This is a genomic window from Streptomyces fagopyri (genome assembly GCF_009498275.1).
Lineage (GTDB): Bacteria > Actinomycetota > Actinomycetes > Streptomycetales > Streptomycetaceae > Streptomyces > Streptomyces fagopyri.
On sequence record NZ_CP045643.1, the window covers coordinates 8,345,332 to 8,358,299 of the forward strand.

The following is a 12,968-nucleotide window of genomic DNA, read 5'->3' on the forward strand; positions in this document are numbered from 1 at the left end:
GACGAACCGGTCCGGGCGGCCCAGGCCTCCCGGACCGGCCACTTTCCACCGGAGGGCTTGATGCACAGCGACCGAACCGACGCCGCTCCGCCGCAGCCCGCCCCGACCGGCTCCCCGGACCGGCCCCCCACCCGACCGGTTCCCCCCACCTCCGCCGACGACGCCGTGCCGGGCGACGACGACCGGGCCGAAGTGACCCGGCCACCACGCCTGTTGCTGCCCGCCGCGGGCGGACGCTGGGCCGTCCTCCTGGCCCTGGCCGTCGCCGCGAGCACCACCGCGACCCTGCTGCTGCCCGCCCTGCTGGCCCGCGCCGTCAACCAGGCCCTGGCCGGCGCCGGAACAGCAACCGGTCACCAACTTCTTCTCGTCCTGGCTCTGTTGACGGCCGCCGAGGCGACCGCGCAGTACGCGGCCCCGCGTTCCAGCGCCGAGGGGGCGGCCCGCATCCGCGCCCTGGCGATCCGCCGCACGCTGGCCGCCGGGCCCGCCGCGGTCGCCCGTATGCCGGTCGGCGACCTCGTCGCCCGGCTGACCGCCAGCGCCCCGCAGGCCGCGCTGGCCGCGCCCGCCCTGGTCTATTCGGCCGCGCAACTGCTCATGGCCGTCGTCGCCGTCGTCGCCCTGACCCTGATCTCCCCGCTGCTGTCCCTGGCGTTCCTGGCCACGGCGCCCACCGGGTACGCGGTGATCCGCCGTCAACTGCGCCGCACGACCCACGCGGGTGACGGATACCAACGCACTCAGGCGCAACTGGCGTCCGGCCTGCTCGACGCGCTCAGCGGCAGCCGCAGCATCGCCGCCTCGGCCACCGTCACCCGGGAGATCGAGCGCGTCCTGCGCCCCCTGCCGCACCTGTCGAGACTGGGACACGAACTGTGGGACACCCAGCGCCGCACCGCGTGGTGCACCGGCCTGCTCGCCCCGGCCACCCAGCTCGCGGTCCTCGCCGTGGCGGGGACGCAGGTCGCCGCGGGCAGGCTCGGCGTCGGTGACCTGCTGGCCGCCCTCGGCTACACCGGCATCGGTCTCAGCGGTCTCGGCACCGCACAGAGCCTCCTCGACGTGGCCCAGGCCCGGGCCGGGGCCGCCCGGCTCACCGGCGTACTGACCCTGCCGGTCCGCGGCGTCACCTCCCGTCCGCTGCCCGCCGGACCAGGGCGGCTGGAACTGCGGGGCGTCGTCGTACGCCGTCAGGGTGTCGCCGCCCTGGACGGGCTGGACCTGACGGTCCCGGACGGCTCCTGGACCGCCCTCGTGGGCGCCCCCGACTCGGTGACCTCGCTGGTGGCCGCGCTCGCCGTGGGCCTGGCCGAACCGGACGAGGGCACCGTCACGCTCGACGGCGTCCCGCTGATGGAGATCCACCCCGACGAACTGCCCACCGCGATCTCCTGCGCCTTCGCCGACCCGGTCCTGACCGGCGCCACCGTCCAGGACGCGCTCGGCCTCGGCCCGGCGCCCCCGCCACCGTGGCGGCTGCGCGGAGCCGCGCGGGCCGCGCAGGCCGACACCTTCATCCGCCGGCTGCCGGACGGCTACCGCACCCCGATGTCCTCCCTCGTCCTGTCCGGCGGGGAACGCCAGCGCCTCGGCCTGGCCAGAGCGCTCGCCCGCGACAGCCGCCTGATCGTCCTGGACGACGCGACCTGCGGCCTGGACGGCGCCACCGAAGCCGCGGCGCTGCACGCCCTGCGCGAGGAGACGGCCGGACGCACCGTCCTGCACATCACCCGGCGCGCCACCGTGGCCGCCGCGGCCGACCGGGTCGCCTGGCTCCACGAGGGCCGTGTCCACACCGTCGCCGCCCACGACGAACTGTGGCCGCTCGCCGCGTACCGTGACGTGCTGGACGGCGGAACCCCCGGTCCGCGGCCGGCTCCCGTGAAGGCCTCCGCCGGTGACTGACGACACGACACCGGCCGTCCGGTCGAAGGCCCCTTCCGTCCGCCGCCCGTCGAAGGGGACCACGGCGACGCGGGCCCCCGTCACCCCGGTGACCCCCGCCGCTCCCGCGCCCCGGGAAGCCGTGGCCCGGGAAGCCGCTGCCACGGCCGTCGGACCGGTGCCGCGACGGCCCGCCCGCGCCGCCGTCGAGGTGCTGCGCTCGGCCTGGGTCGAGAGCCGGCCGGCCGTGGTCCGGCTGCTCGCGTGGACCCTCTTGTCGGCCCTGCCGGCCCTGGTGTCCGGCAAGGCGATGGCCCTGGCCGTCGACCGCGGGTTCCTCGACCACCGGCCGGGGCAGGCCGCGTGCTGGCTCGCCGTGTTCGCGGTGGCCGCCCTGATCGGCGCGTGGGCGACCCGGCAGACCTACCCTCAACTCGCCCACGTCGTCGAGCCGGTGCGCGACCGGCTGGTACGCCGACTGGTCTCCGGCCTGCTGCACCGGGGAGTCGCGGCCCGGGGCCGCCCGGACGCGTCCACCGCGACGGCCGTGGCCCAACTGACCCGTCAGGTCGAGGCGGTTCGCGACTCCATGGCCGGACAACTGCTCGTCGTCTCCCACTTCGCCCTCACCGCGGTGGCCGTACTGGGCGGCACCGCGATGCTCGCCCCGGCGGCCACCCCGCTGATCGCCGTACCGCTGGTGCTCGCGCTGGCGGGGTTCGCGGCGACCACTCCGGTCACGATGCGGCGCCAGCGCCGGGCGTTCGCCGCCGACGAGACCCTCGCGCGCCTGTGCGCCGACACCCTGACCGCGCTGCGCGACATCGTCACCTGCGGGGCCCGCGGGCCCGCGGAACGGGAACTGCTCGCGGCCGTGACCGCCAGTGTCCGTGCGAACCGCGCGCTGGCGGTCACGGCGGCCGTGCGACGCCTCCTCGTCGCACTGGGAGCGCACCTGCCGCTCCTGCTCGTCGTCCTGGCGGCCCCGGCCCTGGTCCGCCGGGGACTGACCCCCGGCGAGGTCATGGGGGTGCTCGCCTACCTCACCGGGACACTCGAACCGGCCCTGCGGCTGCTCGTCCAGGGCGTCGGATCGTCCTGGCTGCGGCTCGCCGTCGCCGCCGAGCGCCTGGCCGCCGCCTCCCAGCCGCCGCCCGCCTCCGCCGGCGCGGAAGTCCCGCGGGTCGTGGAGGGCGGCGCGGTGCAGGGTGAGGCGGACGGCTCGCGGAACGGGGAGGAGGACTCCGCACCGCGGGCCGAGGAGAACGGCGTGAGGCCCGGGGAGGCGGATGACGCACGGCACGTGTCCGGAGACGGCACGCGGTCCCCGGACACCGTGGTCCCCGCGAAGCGGCGGCCGGGCAGCGTGACCTCCCCGAAGCGGAGGCCGGATCCCGCGCCGGACGGCGGGCACGGTCACCGCCAGGCCGACGGGTCCGTCCGTCTGCGCGACGTCTCCTACTCCTACGGAGCCGCCGCGGAACCCGTCTTCGACGCCCTGGACCTGACCCTGCACGACGGGGAGCATCTGGCCGTGGTCGGTCCCTCCGGGGTCGGCAAGTCCACCCTCGCCGACGTACTGGCGGGCGACGTCCCGCCGGATCGGGGGGACGTCGTGCTAGGCGGCACGGCAGCGGGCCGGCTCGGCCCCGAGGAACTGGCGCGCGTCCGCGTCCTGTTGCCGCAGGACGCCTACGTGTTCGCGGGCGAGCTGCGGGAGAACCTGCGCTGGCTGCATCCCGGCGCGTCGGAGCGGGCCGTCATGTCCGCCGTACGTGCCCTCGGCGCGACTCCTTTGGTGGAGCGACTCGGCGGTCTGGAGGCCACGGTCGATCCGGCCGCGCTGTCCGCGGGCGAGCGGCAGATCCTCGCGCTGGTCCGGGCCCATCTCTCGCCGGTCCGGCTGGTCATCCTCGACGAGGCCACCCGGCACCTGGACGCCCGGTCGGAGCTGCACGTGGAAGAGGCCTTTCGGGTCCGCCCCGGCACGGTCGTCACCATCACCCACCGGCCCGGTCCGGCACGTGGCGCCGACCGGGTGCTGTTCCTCGACGGGGAACGGGCCCTGGTGGGGACCCACAGCGAGCTGCTGTCCACCGCGCCCGGCTACCGGGCGTTGGTCGGGGGCCATGGGGCGGACCTCGACCCCACGGACTGACCACATCACCGACGACTGCCCGAATGCCCGAATGCCCGAATGCCCGAATGCCCGACTGGCGGGTTGAGCGGGTCGGGCGGGTCGGACGGGTGGGGCAGGTCGGGTGAGCCGGGTGGGACGGGCGAGCGGATCGGATGGGCCGGGTGCGGCGGGCGGCCCGGGATCCGGGTCCGCCCGCCGTCGTCCGCTCAGCCGGGGCGGAGCATCAGGTCGCTCACCGTCCCGTCCCGCGACAGGTCCAACGCGCCTGCCACCACCTCGGCGACGGAGTCCACGGTGAGACAGGTGGCGGGGTCGTAGGCGATGCCCAGCCGGGCGTGCAGTTCGGCCTGCATCGGTGTGTCGACCTCGCCCGGGTAGACGGACGTCACGCGGACACCGTGCGGGTACTCCTCCGCGCGGAGCGACTCGGCGAGGGCTTTGAGGGCGAACTTCGACGCCGCGTACGCGGCCAGTCCCGGTGGAGCGTGCAGGCCCGCACCGGAGTTCAGGAACACGACGTGTCCCCGGCGGGCGCGCAGTGCCGGGAGCAGCAGCCGGGTCAGTTCGGCGGGTGCCAGCAGGTTCACGGCGCAGATCTCCTGCCACGGTCCGGTTCCCAACTGCCCGACAGCACCGGGCTCCAGGACACCGGCCACGTGCAGCAGCGAGTCCAACTGCTGTGGCAGCCCCTGGAGTTCGAGTACGGCCGCCAGATCGCCGGGTACCGCGAGGTCGGCCACCAGCGTGTGGCTGCCGGGGAAGGCGGCACGCAGGGCGGCCGCCCGCCCCGGATCTCTGGCCAGCAGCCACAGATCCTCCCCGCGCGCGGCCAGCAGCCGAGCCACCGCCGCTCCGATACCCGAATTGGCGCCAGTGATGAAATGAACGCTCATAAACTCATGTTTCCCATAAGTCTCCTTTTTAAGGAGCGATTTCATGCCATGCTGGTAGCCGTTCCGGCCGTGGTCCGATACCTGGACGCTTCGGGGTGGTCGTGGGTGCGTCGATCCACGGCCGAGGTGTCAGCCGGCGGACCGGGCCGCCTCGACCAGGGTGTCCGCCGCGAGAAGACCGAGGCTGTGGGAGGCGAGAGGGCTGTCACCCGTGAGGAGTCTCCGGTCCCGGTGGGTGCGGCCGGTCATGTCGTCGTTGACGATCTCCAGGCCCTGCTCGCTCAGGAGGTCGGCGACGAGCCACGGCAGGCGGCCGGGAAGATAGCCGATCTCCAGATTCGGCCCTTCGTCGAGTGCGTCGGGGAAGACGCAGACCGAGTAACCCTTGAACGGTGACTCGTCCTTGCCCAGCGAGGCGGCCAGAAGGGAGGCCGGGCCGTGGCACAGGGTGATGACGAACCGGTCGTTCGCCAGAGCCCAGTCGAGCGTTCGCCCCACCGTCTCGCTCGTCGGCAGGCCTACCACCGCACCGTGGCCGCCCGGGATGAACACCGCGAGGTAGTCCGAGTCGTCCCCGAGGCTGTGGGCGATGACCTCGGAGAGCCGCCGGGGTCGCTTGAGTTGCGGTTTCAGCGCCTCGTACGTGGCCATGACCGCTTCGTCCTCGTGCGGCATGGCCCAGAGTTCGAGCTTCGCGGGATAGCCCTCCACCGTGGCGACGTCGACGCCGAAGCCCGCCTCCATCATGTGGTGCAGTGGGAGGAGCATCTCCACCGGGTGGTTTCCGGTGGAGAACATCTTTCCGTTCTCCACCATTACGTAGCGTTCCTCGGCCGCGATCATGAGCACCTTCCACTTTCCCTCGGTGTAGGCGCCCTTGTGCTGCACTCCGTCGAAATTTGTTTTCGGTGAGGTGTACTTGCTCAGTGAATAAGGTGAGGGGAAGAACGCGTTTTCCTCCGCCGGGTCCGGCGTGGGGTCCTTGCTCAGATCGCCTGCGGCGTGAGACATGCGAACGACCTTCCTTCCCGCCCGGTTCGTGAGTGACTCCGAATGGGGTGCACGACCGGAGAAAGTGCCGTGGTTTCGACTTCGGGTGGATTCAGCTCATGCTACTGCGACCGGGTCGTCCCGGCAGGTTGTGGCCGACGGAGACCCGCAGGGAGGCCATTACCGCCGAATGACCCACCCCGGTACGGGGCGAGGGGCTGCCCGAAGCGGAAGCCGAAGCGGAAGCGGAAGCCGAAGCCGTAGTCAACGTTGAAGTTGAAGCCGACGTCGAATACCGAATACCGAATACCGAATGCCGAGTGGCCAATTCAGTAATCTGCCCCTCGGTCGCCCTCACGGCCGCTCCCGCGCTCGGCCGCTCCCGCACTCGCCCGCTTCGTCCCTTCCGCAGCCACCCGCTCCGCCCCTCCCGCAAACTCGGCCTCAGCCGTTCAGTCCGGCGACGCGGCGACCCTTACGCGATCGCTGTCGTTCTCGGAGAGGAACAAGGCCAGGTCCCGTCCCTCCTCGGCCACGCCGGCGCGGTCGGCGCGGGGCAGACGGCGCAGCGGGGTGACGACCACGGTGCCGGCGTCGACGGTCCAGGTCGCGGCGACCCGCCCGTCGACCAGCACGACACGTTCACCGGCGACCGACAGACCGCGGTGGGTGGCGTCGATGATCCGGCCGCGGTCGTGGTAGCCGAGGATCGTGTTGTCGAACGCGGGCAGGAACCGCACCGGCGCGGGTGTGTCGGGGTCGGGGCGGGGCGCACCGGGGAGGTCGAGCAGCTCCCGGCCGCGCTCGTCGCGGAAGGAGATCAGTTCCTCGCGGATCGCGGCCACCGCGGCCGGCAGCCCGGCCAGACCGCACCAGGCGCGCAGATCGGCCGAGGCCGCGGGGCCGAAGGCGGTCAGGTAGCGGCGTACCAGTGCCTGCCCGACCAGGTCGGCGCCGCCGGGAGCGGGCGGGTCGATCTCCCGGCCCAGCCAGGAGGCGAGCGGTACGTTGCGCACCCCCGCCCTGGTCCGCCACAGCCCGCGCGGCGGCAGCTGCGCCATCGGGACGAGCGCGGCGACGAGCATTTCGCCCAGTGCCCGAGGCCCCGGTTCCGGCCAGCGTCCGGCGAGCGCCCGCGCGAGCCCGGTCATCGACCGGGGCTCGCCGTCGGCCATCACCGCCCGCCCCGCCTCGGCGAGTTCGTCGAGGTCCGTGCCGCCGAGTTCGCGACGGTAGTTCCCGAGCACCCGCTGCCGCAGCATGGCGTCGTGGCGGCCCCGCCAGGCCAGGGCGTCGTCGGCGGTGACGAGGTGGACGGTGCGGCGCATGAGATGGGTGCGGACCACGCTCCGGCGGACCAGCAGGTCGGAGAGCTGCGCCGGGTCGAACGCCCGCAGTCGCGACCAGAGCCCGACGAACGGTTCCTGCGGCTCCTGCGCCTGCAGACCGCAGAGGTGCGCGACGGCGTCGAGGACCGGTACGCCGGCGCGATCGAGCAGCAACTGGCGGGCGAGCGTGGCCCGGTTGAGCGCCCGGCTGTCGAGCACGGTCATCGCCGCTCCTTTCGGTTCTTTGTGTGTGCGGTGCACCGGTCGGTTCTGTGCGCGCGGGGCACTGGCGAATGCCGGGCCGGGCAGCACCGGCCGGCCCAGGCACCGCTGTCGGGTCCGGGTCCGGGCCCGGGCCCGGACCGGAGCCGGGGCCCGGGGCCTCCGGCGTCGCCGGCCGGTTCGCACGCCGTCGTTCGGTCAGGGAACGGCCTGTCGGCCGGTGACCGGCTGGTCGATCCGAGAGCGGTGGCCCTGATCGTGGTCGTCCACCCCGCCGCGTCGGGTCGGGGCGGCGGTCGGACCCGGCGGCCATCCCGCTCAGGTCAGGTCGACTTCTGTCCGTCGAGGGTCTCGCGCAGGATGTCCGCGTGGCCGGCGTGCTGGGCGGTCTCGGAGATCACATGCATCAGCACCCGCCGCACAGTCCGTACCGCACCCGGCTCGTTCCACGGCGCCTCCGGCAGCGGGTGTGCCGCCGACAGGTCGGGTACGGAGGCGATGGTCGCCCCGGTCCGGGCGGCGACCTCCTCGTAGTGTCGGACGATCCCGGCGAGGGTCTCGCCGGGCAGCATCAGGAAGTTGTTCCGGTGGTCGATCGCCCACTGCGGGAACTCACGGGCGGTTCCGGCCGCGAGGTCGGCCCAGCCGACCCCCTCGGGCAGGTCGTAGCGCATCGCGGAGGGCCCCTCGACCGCGAACCGCATCCACGCGTCCTCGATGGACGCGACGTGCTTGATCAGGCCGCCCAGGCACAGGGCGCTGACTGTCGGCCGCTCGCCGGCCCGCTCGTCGTCGAGACCGCGTGTCGTGTTCGTGAGGGCGGAGCGCGCGCTCGCGAGTTCGGCGAGCAGGTCGGCCCGCTCGCCGTCGAGGGTCGAGGAGGGGATGGTCGTGGCGGTCACGGTGATCGGGCCCTTCTGGTCGTTCTCGTTGTCTGGCACAGGACCACAGTCGCAGGAGTAGCGGACAGGTCGTGTCCGCTACTCGGGGCAACATGGGCGTCATGCCGAAGACCTCAGCGCGACTGCTGACCCTGCTGTCCCTGCTCCAGGCGCGCCGCGACTGGCCGGGACAGGCGCTGGCCGAGCGGCTGGAGGTCAGCCCGCGCACCGTGCGCCGTGACGTCGACCGCCTGCGCGAGCTGGGCTACCCGGTCGCGGCCACGAAAGGTCCTGACGGGGGCTACCGCCTGGACGCCGGTACGGAGCTGCCGCCGCTCCTCTTCGACGACGACCAGGCCGTCGCCCTCGCCGTCGCGCTCCAGACCGTCACCTCGACCGGTGCCGGCATCCAGGAGGCCGCGGCGCGGGCGCTGAACACCGTCCGGCAGGTCATGCCGGCACGGCTGCGCCATCGCGTCGACGCCCTCCGGGTCACCGCGGTCGGGCGCGCGGGAACCGGGCCGGACCCGGAAGCCGACTCCCGGGTGCTCATGACGCTCGGCGCGGCCGTCCAGGCCCGCGAGGTGCTGCGCTTCGACTACACCCGCGCTTCCGTACCCGGTGCATCCGGTGCATCCGGTGCACCGGGAGCCCTCGGGGCGGACCGCGACACGGCCGAGGTCCGCCGGGCGGAGCCCCACCACCTCGTCACCTGGGGCGGCCGCTGGTACCTGGTCGCCTGGGACCTCGACCGCGACGACTGGCGCACCTTCCGCGTCGACAGGATCACCCCGCGCACACCCACGGGACCCCGGTTCACCCCGCGCGAACTGCCCGGAGGGGAGGTGGCCGCCTTCGTGGCCGACCGGTTCCAGGGCTCCGACGGCTCCGGAGGCCGGCCCTGCACCGGCGAGGTGATCCTCGACCTGCCCGCGTCCGTCGTGTCGGCCTACACCCGGGACGGCGTCGTCGAGGAACTCGGCCCCGACCGCTGCCGGCTCGTCCTGGGCGCGTGGTCATGGCCCGGACTGGCCGCCGGTCTCGGCAGGTTCGACGCCGACATCCAGGTCGTCGGGCCGACCGAGCTCAAGGACGCCTTCGCGCTCCTGGCCCGCCGCTACGCCGCCGCCGCGACGGACGGACCCGCCGGGACCTCCGCACCACCGCTGAGCCGGTGATCGGCGCGAACAGCGGTCGACGCGAGCTGCGGTCGGCGCGAACAACGACGGGCACGAACTACGGTCGGCGCGAACAGCGGTCGACGCGCACAGCCGTCGATGCGGACGGGAGAGCGATCCACGCGTTCAAGGGGCAGCGCGGCGCCGGTGGACGTCCCGACCGGAACGGCAGGGTGCCGGGCGGTCGGACGCGGCCCGGTGCCGCTACGCGTCGGGCTCCTCCACGAGCAGCGTGTCCAGGTCCGCGTCGAATCCCTCGGTGCTCGGGAACATCCGGTCCAGGGCCTCGGGCGGCACGTCCTTCTGACCGTCGGGGCCGTGCAGCGGCTGTTCGGTCCAGATGCACTTGCCCGTGGGCGTGTAGCGGGTGCCCCAGCGATAAGAGAGCGCGGTGATCAGCTGCAGACCGCGCCCTCCTTCGTCGGTGTCGGTCGCGCGGCGGATACGGGGCATCGTCAGACTGCCGTCGAAGACCTCGCAGATCAGCCCGGCGCTGCGGAGCAGACGCAGACGGAGCGGCCCCTTGGCATGCCGTACGACGTTGCCCACCAGTTCGCTGGCGAGGAGCTCCGTCGTCGGTGTCAGGCTGTCCAGCCCCCAGCTGGTGAGCTGTTCCCGGACGTGCCGGCGGGCCTGGCCCGCCGCCCGCGGGTCCTCGGGGAGGGGCCAGGAGGCCATCCGGTCGCCGGTCAGGGCGTGCAGCCGGGCGACGAGCAGCGCCGCGTCGTCGGCAGCCTGGTGCTCGGCGGGCAGCAGGCCGGCCGTCAGGATGTCGCAGAGCCGGTCGAGGTCCGTGTCGGTGCCGTTCGCGTGGGCGGTACGGAGCAGTTCGGCGAGCTCGGCCATGCCCTCGTCGATCTCCCGCTTCGCCGACTCGACCAGACCGTCGGTGTAGAGCACGAGCAGACTCCCCTCGGGCACCGGCAGCTCGACCGTCTCGAACGGCGGTTCCGCCGCGCCCAGGGGCGGGTCGGTGGCGAGGTCCGCGAAGTGCACGGTGCCGTCGGGGTGGACGAGCGCGGGCGGCGGGTGTCCGGCACGGGCGATGGAGCAGATCTGTGTGGTGGAGTCGTAGAGCGCGTACAGGCAGGTGACGTACGACCCCTCGCCCATGGTGCCGACGATGTCGTTGAGGCGGATCATGATCTCGTCGGGGGGCAGTTCGAGGTCGGCGAGGGTGTGCACGGCGGTGCGCAGCCGTCCCATGGTGGCCGCCTCGGGAAGGCCGTGGCCCATGACGTCGCCGACGACGAGGGCGACCTGGCCGCCGGAGAGCGGGATGACGTCGTACCAGTCGCCGCCCACGTCCATGCCCTGCCCGGCGGGGAGGTAGCGGGCGGCGGCCGTGCACGCCGGCAGGCTGGGCAGGTCCTGGGGGAGGAGGCTGCGCTGGAGTTCGCGGGAGCGGGTGTGCTCGGCGTCGTAGAGCCGGGCCCGCTCCAGGGCCTGGGCGACGAGGGCGCTGATGGTCGCCAGCAGGGTGCGTTCCTCGTCGGTGAGGCGGCGGGGGCGGTCGAAGGACAGGACACACACCCCGAACGTGTGGCCGGACGCGGCCAGCGGCAGGAACGCCCACGCCTGCTTGTCGGTGAGCTCGGCCCGGTGGGCCAGCGTGGGCTCGTGCGCGGTCAGCTCCTCCACGGACGCCAGGAACAGGGGTCGGCCGGTCGCGATCGCGTCCCAGGACGGGTCGCCGGGTGCCCGGGGCCGGTTGTCGAGGAGGTCGAGGAAATCGGTGGAGTAGCCGACGGCTCCGACGTTGTGGAGCCGGTCGTCCTCGACCGCCTGGACCAGGAGGCCGGCGGCGGCGAAAGGGGGCAGGACCCGGCGGGCGACGGCGTTCACGACATCGCGTGAGGTCGTCGCCTTGGCGAGCGCGGCGGTCAGTTCGGTGATCCGGGCCGATCGTGCGGACGCGGCGAGCTCGTCCGCCAGGCGCTCCTCCTCCCGACGCCGTCGCTCGGTGACGTCGGTGAAATAGAGGGTGCGGCCGTCGGGCCCGGGGACGAGCCGGACCTGGTAGCGGCGCTCGCCGCCCAGCATGTGCACGTCGAAGCTGGCGGATTTCTCCTCGGCTGCGGCCTTCCGGCACTGGTCCTCCAGGCCGGGGACCTGCCGCGCGGCGGGCAGGTCCCACAGAAGCCGGCCGAACAGTTCCTGCTCGGAGAAGCCGAGCGTGCGTTCCGCCTCCAGGTTGGCGAAGGTGATCCGCCACCCGTCGTCCACCGCCAGGAAGCCGTCGCTCATGTGGCGCAGGGCCCGGCTGAGCGCGTCCCGGGCGGAGCGGGACTCGTCGCTGTTCCAGCCGAGGCCGCCCATCCGGACCGGTTCGCCGCTCTCGTCGTACGTGGCGCCGCCGCGGGTCTGGGTCCAGCCCCAGCTGCCGTCCCGTTTGCGCACCCGGTACTCGGCCTCGAACACTCCGTGGTCCCGGATCGCCCGCTCCGCCGCGGCGAGGGTCGGTGCCAGGTCGTCGGGGTGGACGATCCGCATCCAGTTCTCGATCCTGCCGGTGAAGTCCGCCGGCTGGGTGCCGTAGAGCTCCAGGGCCTCCTTGTCCCAGATCAGTTCGCCGGTCCGGATGTCCCAGTCCCACGAGCCGACGCTGACCTCCTTCAGCGCCTCGCGCAGATGTTCCCTGTCCAGCTCCGCGTGCGAGGGTCCCGACGTCGGGGGTGCCTGGACCATGCGCTCTTCCGCCCAGGTGACGACGGCCCGGAGGAAGGCCCACTGCTCGGGGGTGGGCTCGCCGCCGTCTCCCGTCAGCAGGGTCAGCGCACCGATGCCGCGGTCACCGCTGAACAGCGGCAGGGCGGCGAGTCCCGTGCCGGGCCAGACGAGCTCGGCGGGCTCCGGAACGGCCTCGACGGGCTCGGGGAAGATCTCACCGGGTCCCGCGACGGTCTCGGCGGGCTCGGGAACGGCCTCGCCGGGTCCCGGGTGGACCTCACCGGACCCCGCGCCGGCCTCGGCGGCCTCCGCGCCGGACTCATCCGGTCCCGCGCCGGGGCTCCCGGGTCCGGCCGCTTCGGCGTCCGGAGGGGTGCCGGGCAGCGCCACCCATACGCCGCTGCCCTGTTGCAGGGCACGGGCCGGGGCGAGCGGGCCCTCCTGATCGACGATCTCCCAGGCACGGGTGAGGGCGGGCGGAAGACCGGCCGAGGACACCAGACGCAGCATGGACATGGGCCCACGGAGATGGATCGTTCCGCCCAGGGCGCCCAGCTCTCCCAACGCCTGCTGGAGGGCCAACCGGAAGATGTCACTCTCCGTGACTCCGGGGGCCACTGTACGCAGCAGAGCCAGCCGTGCGTTCATGCTGGAAACCCTATCGTCCACGTTTCGCCCGAAACCGTGTCTCGCAGGATTCTCACGCTGTGCAGCCCTGTGCGCCACCTGAGTCCCAACCGCACCGCACGCGGAACGAGTTCGTTCCGGTCGCGGACGGT

General features: G+C 73.5%; 8 protein-coding genes. 3 read left to right on the forward strand and 5 right to left on the reverse strand.

All coding sequences use genetic code 11. The features are described from left to right. Positions 1 to 60 precede the first annotated feature (60 nt). Both GFH48_RS36075 and GFH48_RS36080 read left to right on the forward strand, forming a co-directional pair. Complete coding sequence (locus tag GFH48_RS36075; protein WP_153292259.1) at positions 61 to 1,908, forward strand: ABC transporter transmembrane domain-containing protein; 1,848 nt, start codon at positions 61 to 63, stop codon at positions 1,906 to 1,908. Beyond that, positions 1,901 to 4,045: an ATP-binding cassette domain-containing protein gene (locus tag GFH48_RS36080; RefSeq protein ID WP_228121135.1), complete on the forward strand. Its 2,145-nt coding sequence runs from the start codon at positions 1,901 to 1,903 to the stop codon at positions 4,043 to 4,045. Before GFH48_RS36075 ends, GFH48_RS36080 begins: the two co-directional genes overlap by 8 nt. Positions 4,046 to 4,233: 188 nt before the next feature. Here GFH48_RS36080 and GFH48_RS36085 read toward each other — a convergent pair whose 3' ends face one another. From GFH48_RS36085 to GFH48_RS36100, 4 genes are all read right to left on the reverse strand, one after another. Next, on the reverse strand, positions 4,234 to 4,920 hold the full coding sequence (locus tag GFH48_RS36085) for an SDR family oxidoreductase (protein ID WP_153292260.1): 687 nt from the start codon (positions 4,918 to 4,920) through the stop codon (positions 4,234 to 4,236). 129 nt (positions 4,921 to 5,049) lie between these two features. After that, positions 5,050 to 5,931, reverse strand: coding sequence for a glyoxalase III HchA (gene hchA / locus GFH48_RS36090; protein WP_153292261.1), 882 nt, complete (start codon positions 5,929 to 5,931; stop codon positions 5,050 to 5,052). A 431-nt stretch (positions 5,932 to 6,362) separates the two neighbouring features. Beyond that, positions 6,363 to 7,463 (reverse strand): winged helix DNA-binding domain-containing protein, encoded by a 1,101-nt coding sequence (locus GFH48_RS36095; protein ID WP_153292262.1) that lies wholly within the window; start codon positions 7,461 to 7,463, stop codon positions 6,363 to 6,365. Between the two features lie 320 nt (positions 7,464 to 7,783). Continuing rightward, entirely contained in the window at positions 7,784 to 8,362 is a 579-nt protein-coding gene (locus GFH48_RS36100; protein WP_228121455.1) for a DinB family protein, read from the reverse strand. Positions 8,363 to 8,463: 101 nt separating this feature from the next. Between GFH48_RS36100 and GFH48_RS36105 the strand changes: the two genes are divergently transcribed. Next, positions 8,464 to 9,519 carry a helix-turn-helix transcriptional regulator gene (locus GFH48_RS36105; RefSeq protein ID WP_153292263.1) on the forward strand — a complete coding sequence of 352 codons (1,056 nt, stop codon included), beginning with the start codon at positions 8,464 to 8,466 and terminating at the stop codon, positions 9,517 to 9,519. 204 nt (positions 9,520 to 9,723) lie between these two features. Here GFH48_RS36105 and GFH48_RS36110 read toward each other — a convergent pair whose 3' ends face one another. After that, on the reverse strand, positions 9,724 to 12,837 hold the full coding sequence (locus GFH48_RS36110) for a SpoIIE family protein phosphatase (RefSeq protein ID WP_153292264.1): 3,114 nt from the start codon (positions 12,835 to 12,837) through the stop codon (positions 9,724 to 9,726). Positions 12,838 to 12,968 lie beyond the last annotated feature (131 nt).

Bases quoted from the DNA above. Each gene is read 5' to 3' on its own strand.
- GFH48_RS36075 (WP_153292259.1), top strand. From the start codon at position 61: ATGCACAGCGACCGAACCGACGCCGCTCCGCCGCAGCCCGCCCCGACC.
- GFH48_RS36110 (WP_153292264.1), bottom strand. From the start codon at position 12,837: ATGAACGCACGGCTGGCTCTGCTGCGTACAGTGGCCCCCGGAGTCACG.
- GFH48_RS36085 (WP_153292260.1), bottom strand. From the start codon at position 4,920: ATGAGCGTTCATTTCATCACTGGCGCCAATTCGGGTATCGGAGCGGCG.
- GFH48_RS36105 (WP_153292263.1), top strand. From the start codon at position 8,464: ATGCCGAAGACCTCAGCGCGACTGCTGACCCTGCTGTCCCTGCTCCAG.
- hchA (WP_153292261.1), bottom strand. From the start codon at position 5,931: ATGTCTCACGCCGCAGGCGATCTGAGCAAGGACCCCACGCCGGACCCG.
- GFH48_RS36095 (WP_153292262.1), bottom strand. From the start codon at position 7,463: ATGACCGTGCTCGACAGCCGGGCGCTCAACCGGGCCACGCTCGCCCGC.